Annotated in this window: 15 protein-coding genes; 9 read left to right on the top strand and 6 right to left on the bottom strand. The window is 69.8% G+C overall.

Annotated features, from left to right (window positions below; translation table 11 throughout):
- Positions 1-17 precede the first annotated feature (17 nt).
- Complete coding sequence (gene dnaJ / locus L942_RS02565; protein ID WP_037354287.1) at positions 18-1,196, top strand: molecular chaperone DnaJ; 1,179 nt, start codon at positions 18-20, stop codon at positions 1,194-1,196.
- Between the two features lie 5 nt (positions 1,197-1,201).
- Positions 1,202-1,636 (top strand): heat shock protein transcriptional repressor HspR, encoded by a 435-nt coding sequence (locus L942_RS02560; RefSeq protein WP_037354416.1) that lies wholly within the window; start codon positions 1,202-1,204, stop codon positions 1,634-1,636.
- 26 nt (positions 1,637-1,662) lie between these two features.
- Here the strand turns inward: L942_RS02560 and L942_RS02555 are convergent, their stop codons facing one another.
- Complete coding sequence (locus L942_RS02555; protein WP_037354285.1) at positions 1,663-2,253, bottom strand: TetR family transcriptional regulator; 591 nt, start codon at positions 2,251-2,253, stop codon at positions 1,663-1,665.
- 100 nt (positions 2,254-2,353) lie between these two features.
- Between L942_RS02555 and L942_RS02550 the strand changes: the two genes are divergently transcribed.
- A complete protein-coding gene (locus L942_RS02550) occupies positions 2,354-3,286 on the top strand; it encodes an SDR family oxidoreductase (protein WP_037354283.1) in 933 nt (310 codons plus the stop codon).
- 17 nt (positions 3,287-3,303) lie between these two features.
- Here L942_RS02550 and L942_RS02545 read toward each other — a convergent pair whose 3' ends face one another.
- Both L942_RS02545 and L942_RS02540 read right to left on the bottom strand, forming a co-directional pair.
- Positions 3,304-3,996 (bottom strand): dienelactone hydrolase family protein, encoded by a 693-nt coding sequence (locus L942_RS02545; protein ID WP_037354282.1) that lies wholly within the window; start codon positions 3,994-3,996, stop codon positions 3,304-3,306.
- A gap of 35 nt (positions 3,997-4,031) precedes the next feature.
- Entirely contained in the window at positions 4,032-5,210 is a 1,179-nt protein-coding gene (locus tag L942_RS02540) for a globin domain-containing protein (protein ID WP_200862685.1), read from the bottom strand.
- Positions 5,211-5,551: 341 nt separating this feature from the next.
- Between L942_RS02540 and L942_RS02535 the strand changes: the two genes are divergently transcribed.
- The 4 genes from L942_RS02535 to clpB all read left to right on the top strand — a co-directional run bounded on the left by L942_RS02535 (position 5,552) and on the right by clpB (position 12,204).
- Positions 5,552-6,037, top strand: a complete 486-nt coding sequence (locus tag L942_RS02535) for a MarR family winged helix-turn-helix transcriptional regulator (protein WP_037354280.1) — start codon at positions 5,552-5,554, stop codon at positions 6,035-6,037.
- A gap of 38 nt (positions 6,038-6,075) precedes the next feature.
- Positions 6,076-8,190 carry an MFS transporter gene (locus L942_RS02530; RefSeq protein ID WP_051165672.1) on the top strand — a complete coding sequence of 705 codons (2,115 nt, stop codon included), beginning with the start codon at positions 6,076-6,078 and terminating at the stop codon, positions 8,188-8,190.
- 138 nt (positions 8,191-8,328) lie between these two features.
- Positions 8,329-9,516 carry an MFS transporter gene (locus tag L942_RS02525; RefSeq protein WP_037354278.1) on the top strand — a complete coding sequence of 396 codons (1,188 nt, stop codon included), beginning with the start codon at positions 8,329-8,331 and terminating at the stop codon, positions 9,514-9,516.
- Between the two features lie 93 nt (positions 9,517-9,609).
- Complete coding sequence (gene clpB / locus L942_RS02520; RefSeq protein ID WP_037354275.1) at positions 9,610-12,204, top strand: ATP-dependent chaperone ClpB; 2,595 nt, start codon at positions 9,610-9,612, stop codon at positions 12,202-12,204.
- A 181-nt stretch (positions 12,205-12,385) separates the two neighbouring features.
- Here the strand turns inward: clpB and L942_RS02515 are convergent, their stop codons facing one another.
- Positions 12,386-13,282 carry a hypothetical protein gene (locus L942_RS02515; RefSeq protein ID WP_037354272.1) on the bottom strand — a complete coding sequence of 299 codons (897 nt, stop codon included), beginning with the start codon at positions 13,280-13,282 and terminating at the stop codon, positions 12,386-12,388.
- Between the two features lie 281 nt (positions 13,283-13,563).
- Between L942_RS02515 and L942_RS02510 the strand changes: the two genes are divergently transcribed.
- Positions 13,564-14,712, top strand: a complete 1,149-nt coding sequence (locus L942_RS02510; RefSeq protein WP_037354270.1) for a glycoside hydrolase family 88/105 protein — start codon at positions 13,564-13,566, stop codon at positions 14,710-14,712.
- 56 nt (positions 14,713-14,768) lie between these two features.
- Here L942_RS02510 and L942_RS02505 read toward each other — a convergent pair whose 3' ends face one another.
- Positions 14,769-17,960 carry an arabinosyltransferase domain-containing protein gene (locus tag L942_RS02505; protein WP_200862678.1) on the bottom strand — a complete coding sequence of 1,064 codons (3,192 nt, stop codon included), beginning with the start codon at positions 17,958-17,960 and terminating at the stop codon, positions 14,769-14,771.
- Between the two features lie 240 nt (positions 17,961-18,200).
- On the bottom strand, positions 18,201-19,070 hold the full coding sequence (locus L942_RS02500; protein WP_106964782.1) for a hypothetical protein: 870 nt from the start codon (positions 19,068-19,070) through the stop codon (positions 18,201-18,203).
- 61 nt (positions 19,071-19,131) lie between these two features.
- Here L942_RS02500 and L942_RS02495 point away from each other — a divergent pair, with 61 nt between their 5' ends.
- Positions 19,132-19,899 carry an SDR family NAD(P)-dependent oxidoreductase gene (locus tag L942_RS02495; protein ID WP_037354263.1) on the top strand — a complete coding sequence of 256 codons (768 nt, stop codon included), beginning with the start codon at positions 19,132-19,134 and terminating at the stop codon, positions 19,897-19,899.
- Positions 19,900-19,953 lie beyond the last annotated feature (54 nt).

Raw genomic sequence — 19,953 nt, 5'->3', positions numbered from 1 at the left:
AAAGGAGGAGACACCCGATGAGTGCTCGGGAGTGGATCGGCAAGGACTTCTACAAAGAGCTGGGTGTCTCCTCCGACGCGACCACGGACGAGATCAAGAAGGCCTACCGCAAGCTGGCCAAGGAAAACCACCCGGACGCCAACGCGGGCAACACCGCGGCCGAGAACAAGTTCAAGGCCGTGTCCGAGGCGTACGGCGTGCTGTCCGATCCGGCCAAGCGCAAGGAGTACGACGAGGCGCGCACGCTCTTCGGCTCCGGCGGCGCGGGCGGCTTCGGCGGCTTCCCGGGCGGTGGCGCGGGCGGGTTCGACATGAGCGACCTGTTCACCCAGGCCGGTGCCGGACAGCAGGGCGGCTTCGGCGGGCTCGGCGACATCCTGGGCGGCATTTTCGGCCGCGGCCGGGGCGGGGCCGGCGGTGCGACGGCGAACCGGCCGCAGCGCGGCGCGGACGTCGAGACCGATGTGCGGATCGACTTCCTCGAGTCGGTCAAGGGCGCGACGCTGCCGTTGCGGCTGTCGAGCCCGGCCACCTGTGCCACCTGCGGCGGCAACGGCGCGAAGCCGGGGACCTCGCCGCGGATCTGCCCGACCTGCAGCGGGTCCGGGCTGGTCAGCCGCAGCCAGGGCGCGTTCGCGTTCTCCGAGCCGTGCCAGGACTGCCGCGGCCGGGGCAAGATCATCGACGACCCGTGCCCGGAGTGCGGCGGCGAGGGCATCAGCACCCGCACCCGCACGCTCACCGTACGGATCCCGCCGGGCGTGAAGGACGACCAGCGGATCCGGCTGGCCGGACAGGGCGAGCCCGGACGCGGCGGCGCGCAGGCGGGCGATCTGTACGTGCGCGTGCACGTGGCCCCGCACAAGCTGTTCGGGCGCAAGGACCTCAACCTCACGCTCACCGTGCCGGTGGACTTCACCGAACTCGCGCTGGGCACCACGCTCACGGTGCCGACGCTCGAAGGCAAGGTGTCGCTGAAGGTGCCCGCGGGTACCGCGAGCGGACGAGTGTTGCGCGTGCGCGGAAAGGGCATTCAGAAGCGGGACGGCGCGCAGGGCGACCTGCTGGTCACCCTGGAGGCGGCGGTCCCGGCGAAGCTCGACGACAAGGCGCGGGCGGCGCTCGAGGCCTACGCCGAGGCGATGAAGGGCCACGATCCGCGGCCTGAGATCACCGAGTTGCTCGAAGGCAGGTGAGGGTGATGTTCGGCGGTAATCCGGGACTCCCGCACGGCGCGGACGAGGACACCCCGGTGTTCGTGATCTCGGTGGCGGCCCAGCTTTCCGGGCTGCACGCGCAGACGCTGCGCTCCTACGACCGGCACGGCCTGGTTTCGCCGGGCCGCACCGCCGGCGGCGGGCGGCGCTACTCCATGCGCGACATCGCCCTGCTGCGCGAGGTCCAGCGCCTCTCGCAGGAGGAGGGGGTCAACCTGTCCGGCATCAAGCGCATCATCGAACTGGAGAACCAGGTCGACGCGCTGCGGTCCCGGGTGCACGAGCTGACCGAAGAACTCGCCGCTGCCTACGCGGCCGCTGAACAGGCCGCCGCGGCGGTGCACGCGTCCTATCGCAAGGATCTGGTGCCGCTGCGGCAGAACACGTCGCTGGTGGTGTGGAAACCCAAGCGCCGCTGAGTTTGGCGCCGAAGGCCCTCTCGCGTTTACGACGCGGGAGGGCCTTTCGCTGTCTGGACCTCCGCGCCGAGTGCCCGCAGATCGGCGAACGCCTCGTCCAGGTAGTCGTCCAACGCGCGCGTCGGATCGCTGATCCAGGCCTGCGTGGCGTGGTGGAACGTCGCCCATCCGGCGTGGGCGGCCAACCCCGCCAACCGATCCTCGACGCCTCGCTGCCGCAACGCTTCCGCGAGCGCCTCGGCGAGCGTCGCGGCTTTGGCCAGATTGCGTTCGCGCAGCGTCGGCGTCGCCGCGATCAAGTCCCGCCGGGGCTCGGCGAACGGGAGATTGCGTTCCATGATCCGCCCGGCCTTCCGGAAGGCGCGCAGCAGGATTTCCAGCGGGGCCAGGCCTTCCGGAGCTTCGGCGACTGATTTCGTCAGGTCCTCGCGCAGGTCGGCTTCGCCGTCGAAGAGCACCTCGCGTTTGTCGGGGAAATGCCGGAAGAAGGTGCGCTCGGTGACGCCGGCCCGGGCCGCGATCTCCGCGGTGGTCGTCTTGTCGAACCCGTTTTCCCGGTACAGCTCCAGCGCCGCCTGTTTGAGGCGGCTGCGCGCTTCTGCTCCGCTCCGTGGCACGTGGTGAGCCTACCCGCGGTTTGCGGCAGTGACTGACACCACATTGCGTCAGTCACTGTCGCTACGCGTAGAGTCAGTGACTGACACTAAGGAGCCTTTCATGCATGTGTTCGTCACTGGGGGATCCGGGCAGACCGGCCCGGCCGTCGTCGCCGAGCTGATCCGGGCCGGGCATTCGGTCACCGGTTTGGCTCGCTCGGACGCTGCTGCCGCGCGGCTGGAGTCGCTGGGCGCGACGCCGCACCGCGGTTCGCTCGACGACCTCGACAGCCTCCGCCGCGGCGCCGAAGCCGCCGACGGCGTGCTGCACATGGCCCAAGGCGGCAGCTACGCCGACCCGGACGACCTCATCCGCCGCGACTGCGAGGCGATCGACGCGCTGGGCCAGGCACTGGTCGGCACCGGCAAGCCGTTCGTCAGCACGTCCGGCACGCTGGTGCTGAAGGCCGACCAGGTCAGCACGGAACTCGACCCGGCCGATCCGAACTCAGTCGCGTACTTCCGGATTCCCGGCGAGCAAACCTGCCTCGGATTCGCCGACCGGGGTGTCCGTGCCAGCGTCGTGCGGCTCGCGCCGACCGTGCACGGACCGCGCGATCACGGCTTCATTCCGGCACTCATCGCGGGCGCGCGCCGGGCGGGAGTCTCGGCCTATCTCGGCGACGGTACGAACCGTTGGCCCGCCGTCCATCGCGAAGACGCGGCGGTGCTTTTCCGCCTGGCGCTGGAGAAAGCGCCGGCGGGAAGCATGCTGCACGGGGTCGGGGAAATCGTGGAGATCAAGAGTGTCGCGGAGAAGATCGCGCAACTGCTGGACATCCCCACGGCGTCCCTGACGCTCGAAGAAGCCGCCGAGCATCTCGGAAACCCATTCCTGGCAAGGTTCTTCTCGCTTGACGTGCCCGCCTCCAGCACGCACACCCAGGAGCTGCTCGGCTGGACACCGCGCCACCCGGCACTGCTGGAGGACCTCGAGACGGGCGACTACTTCACGGCGGAAGCCAGCGAACGCGCCGAGGCGGTCTGGCGGTAGTTCCGGCTGCTTGAGCGCTACTTCAGGTGCTCTTCGAAGAACGCGGTGACGCGTCGCCAAGCGTCCGAATCGGACGGTTCGTGATAGCCCATCCCGGCGACCTTGGCGAGCGCGGCCAGCGGCGCGGGCCGGTAGTGGTTCGCGAAGCCGTGCCCCGCGTCCGGGTATTCCTTGACGTCGTGCGGGATTCCGCGTTCGGTGAGCGCGGCTTCGAGCTTGGCGGCCGCGCCGCGCAGCGAGAGGTCCTTGCCGCCGAAGCTGCCGACGATCGGGCAGGCACCGTCCAAAACGGACAGATCCCTCGGCAGCTGCCCGTAGTACGGCGCGGAAGCGTCGAAGTCCCGCGAGGCGGCCACCAGCGCGAACCCGCCGCCCATGCAGAAGCCGACGACCCCGACCTTGCCGGTCGCGTCGTCGCGTCCGGCGACGAGCGTCCGCGCGGCCTCGATGTCCGCGAACGCCCTGCCCTCGCGGGTGAACAGGTCCTGGAAGGTCCGCTTCACACACCGGATCAGGCCGCCGCGGGAGTACAGATCGGGGCTCAGCGCGAGATAGCCCGCGGCGGCGTACCGGTCGGTGATCTCGCGCGCGTCCTGGTTCAGCCCGAGCACGTCGTGGATCAGGACCACCGCGGGGAACGGCCCGGTGCCGCTAGGCACTGCCAGATAACCGCCGATTTCGCCGTCCGCTGCCGGAATCCGGATGTCCATGGCAGCCGACGATAGCCACGTGCGCCGGATCGCGCTCAGTCCGCGGTGAACGGGTCGTATTGGATCTGGTCCAGCGCGCTGCCCGCGACCAGCATCCGCGACACCGTCGCGCGGATCATCGCCGGAGACCCGGACACCAGGATGTCGTGGTCCGGCCACGCGCCGTACCGCGTGACCGCCTCGGCGAGCGTGCCGTGTTCGCACCCGGGCAGATGGTCGCCGCGTTCGACGACCGGGGTGATGGTCAGCCACGGGTTGGTCGCCGCGAGCGCGCGCAGTTCTTCCAGGTCGTAGAGGTCTTCGCGGGTCGGTCCGCCGTAGAACAGCCGGGTCTTCGGGTTCTCGCCCCACAGCGCGAGGTGGTCGAGGATCGCCCGCAGCGGCGCGACCCCGGTGCCGCCCGCGACCATCAGCACCCCGCGCGACTGCTCGCGGTTGACCGTCATCCGGCCCAGCGGCGGGCCGAGCCGCCAGACGTCGCCCGCCTGCGTGTGGCTCACGATCGCGCGGGACACCCAGCCGCCGTCGACCGCGCGCACGTGGAACTCGATGCCGCCGTCCTCGCGCGGCGCGTTCGCCGGCGACAGGTACCGCCACAGCCGCGGCCGCTGCGGCACCTCGACGCTCACGTACTGGCCCGGCGAATACGGCACCGGCTGGTCCGGGATCACCCGCACCAGCGCGAGATCCCAGGTGAGCCGCCGGTGCTCGATCACGGTGGCCGACCAGGACGCCGGGTTCTCGTCCGCCGCCGCGGCCTCCTGCATCACGCGCGCGACGATGGTGAACGCCTCCGCCCACGCGCGCTCGACCTCCGGCGTCCAGTCCGGGCCGAGGTGGTTTTTCAGCGCGGCCAGCAGCGCGGTGCCGACGGCCTCGTAGTGCTTGGGGGCGACGCCGAACTTGCGGTGGTCGCGGCCGAGCTGGCGCAGGAACGGCAGCAGGTCGTCCGGCCGGTCCACCATCTGCACGACGCGGGCCAGCGCGCGGATGATCCGGCCGCCCTGCACTTCCATGTTGATCGGGAAGAAATCGCGCGTGGCGGGCGCGAGGGTGAAGAGCATCCCGTAGAAGAACTGGGAGATCTCCGGGGCGTACGGCTCCGATTTGGCCCAGGTGTCGCGGATGAGCTGCACCATCGCGACGACGGCAGCGGGCGCCTGCCGGGGCGCGGCTGAGCTCCGCGGGAGCGGGCTGATCGAATCGGCTGTCATCGGGCTGTCGTCGTTCATGGGTCGGGACCGGAGGCCGGGGGGCTGGGAGGGAAAGGTCACGAGAGCAGGGCGGCCGAGGTGGTCGGGTGCGGCTCGCGCCGCGCGGGGGAATTCGCCACTCCTGCTCCTCGTTGTCCACGACGTGCTCGCCGCGTCGGCATCGCGGGGCGTCTGGTCCGCAGAGTAGCCGTACTGAGGCGGAATGCCCGCATCGTTGCTCCGGTCGGGTTACCGGCCAGTCGGGACGTGGGGCAGCTCACCGAATAGATAGTTGTCCTACGCAACCTTTGAATCTAAACTTGTAGAGTACAAGCAAGTGGGCATGAGGCCCGGGAGGAACGATGAGCCCAGCTGACGACGTGCGGCTCGAACTGCTGCGGGAGCTGAAGGCGTCCGCCCAGCTCCAGCACCTGTGGATCATGCAGGCGTGGCAGAACGAGCCCGGGCTGCACCCGGCCTCGGCGATGCTGCTGTCCGACCTGGCCAAGCACGGCGAGGCGCGCCCGTCCGAGGTCGCCAAGCGCAGGCTCGTCGACCTGTCGGTGATCAGCAGGCAGATCGCCCAGTTGCAGGCCGCCGGGCTGATCGAGCGCCGCCCCGCCCCCGAGGACGGCCGCGCGTCGCTGATCAGCGTGTCCGAGGCCGGTCTCGCCCGGCTCGAACAGTGGCGCAAGCAGTACCTCGAATTCTTCGAGACGGCACTGGGCGGCTGGGACGAGGACCGGATCGCCGGCCTCACGTCGCAGCTCGCCGAATTGAACGAAGGTCTGCGCGCGACGCTCGGCCCCTCCGGGTACTGCGCCGGCGCGCCGCACGCGGGAAAGTGAAGTAGCGAAAAGTGGAAGAAACCGCATCCGGGCAGCCGATGACGCACCGGGAAATCCTCAAGGCCTTCACCGGCCTGCTGCTGGCCCTGCTCGTCGCGTTGCTGTCGTCGACCATCGTGTCCAACGCGCTGCCGACGATCCTCGCCGACCTGCACGGTTCGCAGAGCGAGTACACCTGGGTCGTCACCGCGACGCTGCTGACGTCGACCGCGACCACCCCGATCTGGGGCAAACTCTCCGACTTGTTCAGCAAGAAACTGCTGTACCAAATCGCGATCGTCGTCTTCACCGCCGGTTCGGCACTGGGCGGGATCGCGCAGTCGATGCCCGAGCTCATCGCCTACCGCGCGGTGCAGGGCATCGGGCTCGGCGGGCTGCAGGCGCTGATCCAGGTCGTCATCGCGGCGATGATCGCGCCGCGCGACCGGGGCCGCTACACCGGTTACACCGGCGCGGTGTTCGCCGTCGCGACCGTCTCCGGCCCGTTGATCGGCGGGCTGATCGTGGACTCGCCGCTCGGCTGGCGCTGGTGTTTCTGGGTGTGCGTGCCGCTGGCCGTCGTCGCGTTCATCGTGCTCGGCCGGACGCTGAAGCTGCCGGTGCTCAAGCGCAAGGTGCGGATCGACTGGCTGGGCGCGACCCTGCTGGTCGGCGGCGTCGCGCTGCTGCTGATCTGGGTTTCGCTGGCGGGCGGCAGCTTCGCGTGGGCTTCCTGGTCGAGCGTCGCGTACGTCGGCGGGGCGATTGTCGCGCTGGCGCTGGCGGTGTTCGTCGAATCCCGGGTCGCCGAGCCGGTGGTTCCGCTGCGGCTCTTCCGCAACCGCACCTTCACGCTGTCGGTGCTCGCCTCGCTCGCGGTCGGCACCGCGATGTTCGGCGGTTCGGTGTTCCTCGGGCAGTACTACCAAATCGCGCGCGGTTTCTCGCCGACGCACGCCGGTCTGATGACGTTGCCGATGGTGCTGGGCCTCGCGGTCGCCTCCACCGGAGCCGGGCAGGTCATTTCCCGCACCGGACGCACCAAGCCGTTCATGATCGCCGGCGGGATTTCGCTGCTGGCCGGGCTGTTCCTGCTCTCGACGGTGGACCACGCGACGAACCTGACGCTGATGGGCGGCTATCTCGCGCTGGTCGGCCTCGGACTGGGCTTCCTGATGCAGAACCTGGTTCTGGTCGTGCAGAACACGGTCGCGATGAAGGACATCGGTTCGTCGTCCTCGGTCGTCACGTTCTTCCGGTCGCTCGGCGGCGCGGCGGGCGTGTCCGCGCTCGGCGCGGTGCTCGCCGCCCGGGTGGCCACGAACATCGCGAACTCGCTGTCGCAGATGGGCATTCACTCGAGCGGCGCGGTTTCCGGCGGTGGCGGCACGTTCGCCATCTCCTCGCTGCCGCCGACGCTGCAGCCGGTGGTGCGCGCGGCCTTCGGTGACGCGACCGGCACGGTCTTCTTCGTCGCGGGCTGCATCGCCGTGGTCACCTTCCTCGCGGTGCTGTTCATGAAGGAGGTGCCGCTGCGCCGGACCCTCGACGCGGATGCGCCGGCACCGTCCGCGGTTTCGGCCGAGGCCATCTCGGTGGTCGAAGCGCCGGTCGAGATGACCAGCGTGCTGCGCGGCCGGGTTCTCGACGCGGCCGGTCGGCCAGTGTCCGGTGTCGTGCTCACGCTCACCGATATGACAGGACGGCAGGTCGACGTCGGCCGTACCGGACGTACCGGTGCGTACGAGCTGTCGGCGAACACCGTGGGCGAGCACGTGCTTCTCGCGACGGCTGGCTCGACGCGGCCCGCGGTGTCGACCGTGTACCTCAACGGCAACGCGCGTTGGCACGACTTGCTCTTGGACAGCCAGGGCACCATCTCGGGTCGCGTACGCGTGGCCGGTCGGCACGCCGCCGTCGCCGGCGCGGTACTCACTCTCACCGACCGACTGGGCACTGTCACCGCAACGCACATCGCGGGCGGCGACGGCGCGTACCGATTCACGGGAATCGAACCGGGCGCCTACACGCTCACGGTGTCCGCGCACGGATTCACGCCGCACGCCGAACCCATGACGGTCGGAGACGGCGCGGCGGCACAGCATGATGTCGAACTCAGCGAAGCCGTCGAGCGAGAGTTCGTTGGACACCAAGGAACACTGAGCGTCGAATGAAGTGGCTCGTGAGTGTTTGTTTCGGGGCTAACCGCGACAGACACTCACGAGCTTTCTACTGCGAGTGGCATTTGCCGCCCGGCGATGCGCCCTCCCGGCCCTGCCTCGTCCCCCTCCCCCGGAGGTAGCGTCGAATACGTGACGCGAAGCAGGGTCGCGATGTTGCTGGCAATGGGGATCGACAACTTCGGTTCCGGACTTTTCCTTCCGCTCGCACTGCTTTATGTGACGCGGGTGATCGGGGTCCCGCTCGTCGAAGCGGGCACCGCGGTCACCCTGGGCACCACGGCAGGGCTGCTCATGCCGCCGCTGGCCGGGCGATTGGTGGATCGCGCTGGGCCAAGAGCAGGAGTTCTTGCGGCGCAACTGTTGCAGGCTGCCGGAATTAGCGCGTACTTGTTCGCGCACGGCCTCGGCGGCGTGGTGGTGGCGGCCATTCTTCTTGGCGCCGGCCAACAATTGTTCTACAGCTGCCTCTTCGCGCTCGTCTCCGAAGTCGCTGGAGACGTGCCGAAGGACCGGCCGTTCGCCGAAGTCGGCATGGTGCGCGCGGGCGGATTCGGGCTCGGCGGACTGATGTCTTCGGCACTGCTCACCTGGTTCGGCGACAGCGGTTACTCCGTCGCGCTCGTCGTGGATGTGCTGACCTTCCTCGTGGCGGCGGGTCTCGTCGCGCTGTTCCTCCCGCCCGGCCGCCGGTTCGCGCCCCTGCCGCGCGTGCGGAGCGGAGTGTTGCGCAACCGTCCGTACCTGACCTTGATCCTGCTGAGCGGCCTGTTCGGGTTGTCGCTCGACTTCTTCCTCATCGGCACCCCGGTGTTCGTGCTCGACCGGCTGCACGCGCCGACCTGGCTGCCCGGCGCGATCCTGTTCCTGCTGACCGTCATGACCAGCGCCGGCGGGACGATCGCGTTGCGGCTCACCCGGGGCCTCACCCGGATCAGCGCGATGCGGGCCGGGTCGGCGTTGTTCGCCGCGTGGTGCCTGACGAGCGTCGGCGTGCTGCTGGTGCCGCGCAGCTGGCAGGTGCCGTATCTGCTGGCCGCCACGCTCGTGTTCGCTGCCGGTGACCTGGTGTTCGGCCCGCGCTCCGGCGCCCTCGCCGAGGCCGCCGCGCCACCCGAAGCGAAGGGCCGTTACCTCGCCGCGTTCCAATACGCGTTCACTGTGGCTCAGGTGCTCGCTCCGGCGGTCGTGTCGTTGTTTTCCGTGGCGGCTTGGTTACCCTGGGTGCTGGTCGGGGGTTGCGCTTGCCTCGCCGCGCTCGGGCTCGGCAGGCTGGCACCGAGGCTGCCCGCGGCCGCGGTGGCACCAATTCAGAGTTGAGCGGAACAGACTCAACTTTGCTGACGTTATACCTGTCGATGGGCCTTGGTCGGGCCTGTCACCAGGTATTTCCACGAACGCATGAGGTGAGGGATGGACGCTTTCAACCCGACCACGAAGACCCAGCAGGCGATCTCGTCCGCGGCGCAGGCGGCCACCGTGGCCGGCAACCCGCACGTATCGGCCGCCCATTTGCTGGGCGCCCTGCTGGCGCAGGGTGACGGGACTACCGCACCGCTGCTGACCGCGGTCGGGGCGGACCCGGAGACGGTGCACAAGGAGCTCGAGCCGATCATCAACGCGCTGCCGTCGGCGACCGGCGCGACCGTGTCGACGCCGCAGTTCGACGCGCCCGCGGTCAAATCGCTCTCGCAGGCGCAGAAGCTCGCCACCGAACTCGGGGACGAGTACGTGTCGACCGAGCACCTGCTCGTCGGCCTCGCCACCGAAGGCGGCCAGGTCGCGGACCTGCTCAAGCGGCACGGGGCCACGCCGGACGCGCTGCGCGAGGCGTTCGCGAAGGTGCGCGGTTCGGCGCGGATCACCAGCGCGGATCCGGAAAGCACGTTCAAGGCGCTGGAGAAGTACGGCGTCGACCTGACCGAACGCGCGCGTTCGGGCGAACTCGACCCGGTCATCGGCCGCGACACCGAGATCCGGCGCGTCGTGCAGGTGCTTTCCCGGCGCACCAAGAACAACCCGGTGCTGATCGGCGAACCGGGCGTCGGCAAGACGGCGATCGTCGAGGGCCTGGCCCAGCGGATCGTCGCGGGCGACGTGCCGGAATCGTTGCGCGGCAAGCGAGTGGTCGCCCTCGACCTCGGGTCGATGGTGGCCGGCGCCAAGTTCCGCGGTGAGTTCGAGGAACGGTTGAAGGCGGTCCTCAAGGAGATCACCGACTCCGCGGGCGAGGTCATCACCTTCATCGACGAGCTGCACACCATCGTCGGCGCGGGCGCGACCGGCGAGGGCGCGATGGACGCGGGCAACATGATCAAGCCGATGCTCGCCCGCGGCGAGCTGCGGATGGTCGGCGCGACCACGCTCGACGAGTACCGCCAGCACATCGAGAAGGACCCGGCGCTGGAGCGCCGTTTCCAGCAGGTGCTGGTCGGCGAGCCGTCGCCGGAGGACACCATCGCGATCCTGCGCGGGCTGAAGGAGCGCTACGAGGTGCACCACGGGGTCCGGATCACGGACGCCGCGCTGGTCGCCGCCGCGACGCTGTCGGACCGCTACATCACCGCGCGGTTCCTGCCGGACAAGGCGATCGACCTGGTCGACGAGGCCGCGTCGAAGATCCGGATGGAGATCGACTCGCGTCCGGTGGAGATCGACGAGGTCGAGCGGGCCGTGCGGCGCATGGAGATCGAGGAGATGGCGCTGTCCAAAGAGGACGATGCCGCTTCTCTCGAACGGCTGACCGCGCTGCGTGCCGAACTGGCCGAGAAGCGCGAGGAACTCACCGCGCTGACCGCCCGGTGGCAGAACGAGAAGGGCTCGATCGAGACCGTCCGGGAGCTGAAGGAGCAACTGGAGCAGCTGCGCGGCGAATCGGAACGCGCCGAACGCGACGGCGACCTGGGCAAGGCCGCTGAGCTGCGGTACGGCCGGATTCCGGCGCTGGAGAAGGAGTTCGAGGCCGCGATGGCCGCGAACGAGGCCAGCAAGCAGAACGTCATGCTGAAGGAAGAGGTGGGCGCGGACGACGTCGCCGACGTGGTCAGCGCGTGGACCGGCATTCCCGCCGGCCGCCTGCTGGAAGGCGAGACGGGCAAGCTGCTCCGGATGGAGGAGGAGCTGAACCGCCGCGTCATCGGGCAGGACCAGGCGATCCAGGTCGTCGCGGACGCCGTGCGGCGCGCCCGGGCGGGCGTGGCGGACCCGGACCGGCCGACCGGATCGTTCCTGTTCCTCGGCCCGACCGGCGTCGGCAAGACCGAGCTGGCGAAGGCGCTGGCGGAGTTCCTGTTCGACGACGAGCGCGCGATGCAGCGGATCGACATGAGCGAGTACTCCGAGAAGCACTCGGTGGCCCGGCTCGTGGGCGCCCCTCCGGGCTACGTCGGCTACGACCAGGGCGGCCAGCTCACCGAGGCCGTCCGGCGCCGCCCGTACACGGTGGTGCTGCTGGACGAGGTCGAAAAGGCGCACCCGGACGTGTTCGACGTGCTCCTGCAGGTCCTCGACGACGGCAGGCTGACCGACGGCCAGGGCCGGACGGTGGACTTCCGCAACACCATCCTGATCCTGACGTCGAACCTCGGCTCGCAGGCGATCGCGGACCCGGCACTGGACGAACGCCAGCGCCGCGACGCGGTGATGGAGGTCGTGCAGCGCCAGTTCAAGCCGGAGTTCCTGAACCGGCTGGACGACATCGTGGTGTTCCACGCGCTCGGCACCGAGCAACTGACGTCCATTGTGGACATCCAGGTCGCCCGGCTGGCCAAGCGGCTCGCCCAGCGCCGCCTGCACCTCGAGGTGACCGACGGGGCCCGGGAATGGCTGGCACTGAACGGCTTCGACCCGATCTACGGCGCCCGTCCGCTGCGCCGGCTGGTGCAGTCGGCGATCGGAGACCAGCTGGCGAAGCAACTGCTGTCCGGCGAGGTCCGGGACGGGGACACCGTGCGGGTGGACCTGCCCGAGCTGGAGGCCGGCGACACGCTGAAGGTGTCGCGGGTCTGACGTGGTGAGTGAAGGCCTGCTCGCGGAGTTACCGCGGGGAGGCCTTCACTGTGTTTGGAGGTCGTTCGCGGGCACCGGCCGGTTCCCGGAAGTCAGTCGCGTCGTCGCCCGTACGGACCTTCCAAGTCGCAAAAAACGAAACCGCCCGGCCGCTGAAGCGCGACCGGGCGGTTTCCGGGTCTCAGGAGGAGGCGTCCTCGGGTCGATCTTGTTCCACCGGTCGAGGCGGGGGAACCTCACCCCGGCCCGGCGGAGTGCGCGGTGCGGGCGGAGACGGCTGCCGCTCGGTCATCCGGGTGTCCGCCGGAGACGGAGCCGTCGTGTCGACCGTGCGTGTGTCGACCGGCCGGGTCGCCGTGGTGTCCGCCGGGGACGGGGCGCTCGTCGGCGGGCCAGCGGGGGTTCCCGCGGAAGGCGTCCAGGTCCGGTTCGAGTCGTAGTCCTCGTCGAACGGGTCCACGATGTCCGCGATCTCGCCCAGGTCGCGCAGCAGCCGCTCGAGGCGCGACGGCCCGGCGCCCGGCACGACGCTCGCCAGCACCCACTCGTTCTCCAGCCAGGCCACGCCGACGTCGCCGCCGAGCTGGTCGGCCGCGTCCACCAGGTCCTGGGTGATGACCTGGCGCGCCCCCTCCGAGTCGTCGGCGAAGGCGTAGCGCTGGCCGATCGGGCCGAGCATCTCCGGCATGTTCTCGCGCTGGAACGGCACGCTCGACAGCCACATCTCGACCGGCACCCGGTGCGTCTTGTTGCAGCGCACGGCCACGACCACCGCGGGCACCTGGCCCTGGGACTCGATGTCGAAGATGAACACCGGGCGGCGGCCGTCGGAGGTGAAGGTGGAGCCCGCGACGACGTTCACCGCCGCGTCGGCGCCGAAGTAGCCGATCGCGCCTCCCGACCACTGCCGGGGCAGCCGTTCGTCCTCTTCCACGAACTGCCAGCCGCGCAACTGGGCCCAGCGCTGCCGCTCACGGTTGCGCGAGCCTTCCCTGGCCCGGTCCGCGAAGAGCAGGCCAAGCCCCGCCACCAGCGCGACGGCGGCGATGACGAACCAGATCCACGCCGAGATACCCACGCCGGTCAGGGTATCGCTGCCGGGCCCTCCTCCCGGGACGGCGGCACCGTGTCGGCGCGCCCCGTTTGGCCGGAACCGTCCAGGTCGCGTCGACAAATCGGCTAATCGCCCGGTTCGGCTGTCCATTGCGGACGGGTTCCCGCTGACCGGACGGCCCGCTGCGCCTGTCCAGCGATCACGGCGGACAAGCCGGACAGGAACCTTGCCGGACCGCTCCGGTGCCGAGTAGAGGTCGTTCGACAGCCTTTCCCGCCGCCGCCGACAGCAGGAAGGACCCGCGCATGTCCCTCTCGAGAAGATCGGTGCTGACCGGGACCGCGGCGGCGCTCGGCACGCTCGCGCTGCCCAGGGCCGCGGCGGCGCGGACGGTGCGCGACTGGTCCCGCGCCGTCATCGACTCCACGATGAAGCGCTACACCCCGGAGTCCATCGGCGGCTGGAGCTACCCGCTCGGCCTCTACTTCTACGGTCAGTACCTCTTCTACCGGCGCACCAAAGAACGCCGGTACCTCGATTACGTCCTCGCCTGGTACGACCGGTTCATCACCGACGACGGCATCTCCAACAGCTTCAGCAGCCTCGACTCGATGCGCGCCTGTCAGATGCTTCCGTTGCTGTACAACGAAACCGGCAACGCGAAGTACCGCAAGGCCGCCGACCAGCTGCGCAAACGCTTCGAGACTTACCCGCGCACGAGCGACGGCGGGATGTGGCACGCGGTCAGCCGCCAGCACCAGCTGTGGGGCGACGGGGTGTACATGGCGCAGCCGTTCCTCGCGTTGTACGGCAAGGTTTTCCAGGACCCGACGTACTGCTACGAGGAATCCGCCAAGAACCTGTCCGTCTACTTCGGACATCTCAAGGAACCCGCGAAGGGCCTGATTTACCACGCCTACGACGAAAGCGGCACCCAGCCGTGGGCGACCGGTCCCGGCAAGCATTCCAGCTTCCACTGGGCCCGTGCGGTCGGCTGGTTCGGGATGGCGGCGATCGACATCCTCGAGGTCCTGCCCGCCGACCATCCCCGGCGGCCGGAGCTGGTCGGGATCGTCCAGTTCCTGGCCGAGGGGTATCGCCGGTTCCAGGATCCGCGGACCGGCCGGTGGTACCAGGTGGTCGACCACGGCGGGGACGACGGGAACTGGCTGGAGACGTCCGCGTCCTCGATGTATGCGTTCACCGTCTCCCGCGGAATCGAGCGCGGCTATCTGCCCGCTTCCTACGCCTCGGTCGCCCGGCGCGGCTATGCCGGGGTGTTGCAGAAGGTGTCCGTCGGGGCGGACGGGCTGACGAACATCACCGACATCTGCGAGGGGACGAACGTCGGGGACCTGCAGTTCTACTTCGCGCGGAAACGGCTGACCAACGATTTCCACGGTCTCGGCGCGTTTCTGATCATGAACGAGCAATTCACCCGATACCGCCCCTGAAAAGCGAAAAGGACCCCTTGAACGAATCAAGGGGCCCTTTTCGCCGCACGTGCGAGTTACGTCTCGCCGGTCGGGTTGGCGGGCTTGGCCAGCGGACCAGGCGACCAGATCCCGGAATGCGTCACCGACTGCTGGTGCAACGCCGCCGAAGCCGGAAGCGCGTTCGCGACCTCGGGCTTCACCTCGTACAACGTGCCCCAGTCCCGTTCGACGTCGCCTTCCAGGTACGTCGGCAGCGCCTGCATCTCGGTGCTCGCGTCCATCCACACGAACGGCCCGCCGCCCGCCGGAGAGGACCAGTACCGGCCGACCGTGCGCAGGTCGTCGCCCGCGCTGATCCGGTACTTCGGCACCTCGGCGATCCCGTTGTGGATCGACGACGGCCGCAGGCACGGGTGCTGCGCGGCGGCGGCCCACTCCAGGAAGACCGGGTCCTTCCCGACCACGTCGGTCATCTTCGCGATCTTCGGCGCCCGGGGCGCGCTGAACGCGAACCAGCCGTCGTCGCCCAGCCCGCGGCCCTTCGCCACGATCCGCACCTGGTCGGCGCCCTCGGGCACGCTGACCCGCGCGTCCCGCCAATCGGTGTTCTTCTTCTTGGCGTCGAGCGTTTCGCGCTTGAGCACCTCGAACCCGCCCGGGGTGTTCTTGCCGAATTCGGCGGTCAGCGAGTTCGGGTCGTCGGGCTTGCCGGTGAGGGAAACCACGATCGGCACTGAGCCGTCGCGCGCCCGTTCCGGGATCGAATACCACGGGGTGCGCAGGTCGCCCGCGCCGTCCCCGGACTTGTGGTAGCTGCCCCAGATAGGCGCCGCGTCGGTGCCGAAGTCGTACGGGGGCTTCCATTTGTCGTCCGAGGGCAGTCCGCCGTTGGTCACGAAGCCCTTCTGGGTGCTGGCCAGCCAGTCCTTCGGCGTGGTCCCGCGGTCGGCGTCGGAGGGCACCTGCCAGCCGGGCGCGGCGGTGGTCGGCTGCTGCGGCGCGGCTTCGAGGAGCCCGGCTTTCGGATCGCGCTCGACCTTGATGTAGTCCGACAGCCCGCAGCTCTGCCCGGCCAGCTGGCGGATGTTGTCGGCACCCATGTTGTAGGTGTCCCAGCGCTTCTGGATGCCCTTGGCGATGCTGCCGACCTCGAACAGCACCAGAATCGCGCACACCGTCGACAGCGGCGCGAGCCCGAGCCGCAGGGCGCGGCCGCGGTTTTCCAGGTCGGACTTCGCCACCGGCGCGGGCGGTACGAACGGTTCGTGCTCGTTGTGCTTCATGTGCTCGATCGCCGCTACGGCCAGCGCGACCGCCGCCGCCACGAGCGCCATCGTGCTCAGCTTGATGCCGAAGATCTGCGGCGGCAGGTCGAACCACGGCACGCCCCACGCCGACACGTACCACCAGGCGTTCGGCCCGGTGGAGGCCAGCGCGACGATCACCATCAACCCGGCGAAGAACGCCGCGCGGTTGCGGCGCGACAGCAGCACCGTCGTACTGGTCGACAACGCGGTGAGCGCGGCGAGCGGGCCGCCGACCGCGACCAGCATGCCGAAGTGGTGCGAGTGTTTGGTCGGAGCCAGCGCGAGGACCACGAAGGACAGTGCGCTGATGCCGAGCAGCCGACGGCTGGGGCCGAGCGCGGCCCCGCGGATGTTCCCGCGCCGCAGCAGCACGACCGCGCAGGTCGCCAGGCACAGGAAGATCAACAGCACCGGGAACCGGCGCGTCATGGAGCCGTCCGGGCCGTTGCTGAACAGCATCGTGTACCGGTCCAGCTCGTCGTACCAGGCCCCGGTCGGCCCGAGCGACGAGCGAAGCCGTACGGATTCGAGAGCGCCGCTGAGCGTCTGGTCGCAGAAGATGAGCGCGAGGATCACCAATCCGGCGGCGGCGATCGGGGCGAGCACCGGCACCCAGCCGAACTGGCGCGCGTGCCGCAGCACGATCTTCGCCAGCGGTTTCAGCCCGACCACGAACGGCAGCACGGCCATCAGCCCGTGCGGGTTGACCGAGACACACAGCGCCGCGACCGTCAGCCCGATCGCCGCCGGGCCCAGCCGCCGGGTCGCCACCGCGCGTTCGACGGTGCAGATCGAGATCAGCGACAGCAGCGCGACCAGGTTCTCCGGGCGCAGGCCGTTGTCGTAGGGCAGCCAGAAGGCAAGGAAGACCGCGCCCGCCGCCCAGCCGGCCGCGCTGCTGATCCGCACCTGCCTGCCGAGCCGCGGCAGCACGCCCCGGCTGATCAGCATCCAGGAGGCGATACCCATCAGCAGCGACGGCAGCCGCATCCACGGCGTCAGCGAACTGACCTTGGCCATCGCCGCGTAGACGTCGACGAACCACGCCATCGGCGCGTCCGGCGCGGCGAACCACCGGTAGTACTCGCCGATGTACCCGGCGTCGCCGCGGACGCGCGCCATGGTCGTGAAGTAGCCGTCGTCGGCGGTCATCGCGCCGATCAGCCACCAGACCAGCAGCGTGCCGAGCACGGCTACGTCGAGGAATTTGAGCTTCCACCAGCCGCGCGCGGCCAGCCGGGGCGCGCTTCGGCCGGAGAGCCGGTCCAGCCGGTACAGCGCGAGCACCGCGCCGATGAAGCAGAGCACCGACAGGACGATGGCGGCCAGTTTGATGCCGGTCGCGGTGCTGGCCCAGCGGTTGTCGACCTGCGCGGAAACCGAGAGGCCGTGCGTGTCGTCCTGGTTGGTGAGGTCGGAGAAGAAGCCGGTGAGCTGCGGCCGGTGGTCGTCGCTGACGTCGGCCAGCCGGTTCCCGCCGACGGACGCGGTCGTGTGCTTCGCGTCGGAGTGCACGGTGATCGTGCAGTCGCCGTCGCCGAGCGGGGCCGAGCCGAGTTGCTGCCCCTGTGAGGAGAGCGTGAGCTGTCCGTCGTTGACCTGCAGCGCCATGCCGGTGACGGAGCCGATGCTGGAGCTCTGCGGGTTGGTGCTGAACAGCACGGCACTGCCGGAGGTGCGCGCGTCGAGCGCCCGCGCGGTCGCGCACGGGACCTTCGCGTCGAGCGAGATCGGCGCCTGCGCGGTCAGCGGGGCGGACACCGCTCTCGTGCCCTGAGCGGTCGGCCAGTCGAGGGTGGTTTGCTCGAGTGTGACGGGCAGGAACGGGACCGCGATCGCGAGAATCGCGCCGGCGATTCCGAAAACCGCAGCGAGCAACCGAGCCCGACGCCCGGCCTGGCTCTTGCCGATAGCTGTCGGCGACGCCTTTTCGGCGGCAACGGATTCGAGGTCGACCACGCCCCGCAGGCTATCCAAGCGGATGCCGGCCTCCCGCTCGGGACTCTCCCGGGCGTGGCCCCACCTGGTCGAGCCCGGATTCTCGCACCGAATCACCACGGTGGGTAAAAGAAACCCGACCTCGCTTACGTCGAACGGGTGAAGCCTCGCAGCTCGCGACGGCTCGGACCGAGGACCGTTTCACGATCCGGAAACACTCCGGACTCGATTGCCGAAAGCGGACCGGGCGACTCGATGAACTCAGCCGGGCGAAAAGGTGAACGGCGGTCCGGAAACTGTCCATCCGTTGTCGATGACCGGATTGCCGAGCACTTCGGCGCCCACGTGCTGGCTCCGGGTAACCGGAACACCCACAGTAGAAGCGGTGCTTACGCGTGCCGCCGCGAGGTCCGCGGCCGTCAGTTCGCCGTGGAACCGGTCGGTGCGCTCGGCGGTCGACTGGCTCGTCGCGGCCAGCGTGTGGACCGGGCCGAGGTCGCCGGACACGCTGTGCCGCTCGGTCGACTCCAGGCGCGTCACGTCGAGCTTGCCGGTGAATTGGCCGAGCACGCTCTCGTCGGAGTTCGCGACCACCGATCCCGCCGGGCCGAGGTCGACCGCGTCCGCGGAGGTGCGTTCGACGCGGGTACCGCCCATCAGGTCGCCGGAGAACCGGCCGGCCAGCCCGGTCTCGGCACCGGTCTTGCTGGCCGACAGCGCGTCGACGCCGTGCGGCAGCTGGACGCCGTGCCGCATCGACTGGTCCAGACCCGCCACGTGCGCACCGTCGAACGGCTGGGTGTGGTGCACGCCGAGGTCGTTGCCGGTGACCGCGTGCGCGGGCTCGCCGAGCCGCAGGTCGTGCGTCTGGGATTGGCTGGCGGCTTCCGGGGCGAGCGCCTGGTGCAGCTCCGAGGCGGCGGACGCGGGCAGGTCGTGCGTCGCGACCGTCTCGTCGCGGGAGAATTGGAGGTCGGAGGAGGAACCGTGCTGGTGCAGGTCGAGCGGCAGGCCCCCGCGCGGGGTGTCCGCCAGCGCCGCGGCCGGGCCGGCGAGCAACAAGGCGAGGGGTGCCGCACCGGCGGCCATCCGGGGCAGATATCCGGGCGTCCGCTTGGAGTGCTTGCCCATGCGCCGGACCATACTGCGCCACCAGCGCGAACGCAGCTGAAAAACGGGTAGCTTCACCCACATGACCACCAGTTCTGTGATCACCGGAGCCACCGCCGGCATCGGCGCGGAATTCGCGCGCCGGCTCGCCGCCGAGAAGCGCGACCTCGTCCTGGTCGCCCGGGACGAGGAACGGCTGACCGCGTTGGCCGAGCAGCTGCGCGCGCGGCACGGCGTCGAGGTGACCGTGCTGCCCGCCGATCTGTCCGAAGTGGACGGCCGCAGGCGCGCCGCCGAGCTGCTCGAAACGCGGCCGGTCGACCTGCTGGTCAACAACGCGGGCTTCGGCCTGAGCGGCGAGTTCTGGGAGATCCCGGCCGAGGACCTGCAACGTCAGCTCGACGTCAACGTGACCGCCGTGCTGCAGCTGACCAGGGCGGCGCTGCCGGGCATGGTCGACCGCGGGCGCGGCGACGTCATCAACGTCTCCAGCGTCGCGGGCTTCTTTTCCGGCCGCGGCTCGACCTATACCGCCAGCAAGAACTGGGTCACGTCGTTCACCGAGGGCATCGCGATGTCCCTGCCGAAGGGCGTGCGGATGATGGCGCTGTGCCCCGGCTTCACCCACACCGAGTTCCACGAGCGGGCCGGTCTGCGGCGGGAGGGGCCGAAGGCGTTCTGGCTCGACGTGGCCCAGGTCGTCGACGAAGCCCTCGCTGACCTGCGGCGCGGCAAGGTCGTCTCGGTGCCGAGCCTGCAGTACAAAGCCCTCGTCGGGATCGGCGGACTGCTGCCGCGGCCGGTGCTGCGCAAGCTGGCCGGCGGGTTCGGCAACCGCCGCCGCACCTGAGAGGTAGGGAGAGCCCTACCCCGTCCCGGCGGGCGCGCCCCAGGGTGTTTTCCC

Origin of the sequence: Amycolatopsis orientalis DSM 43388, from assembly GCF_000411975.1 — a bacterium.
In the GTDB taxonomy this organism is placed as follows: Bacteria; Actinomycetota; Actinomycetes; order Mycobacteriales; family Pseudonocardiaceae; genus Amycolatopsis; species Amycolatopsis orientalis_D.
The sequence above is the reverse complement of the archived record's forward strand: the minus strand, read 5'-3'. Positions and strand labels throughout refer to the sequence as shown.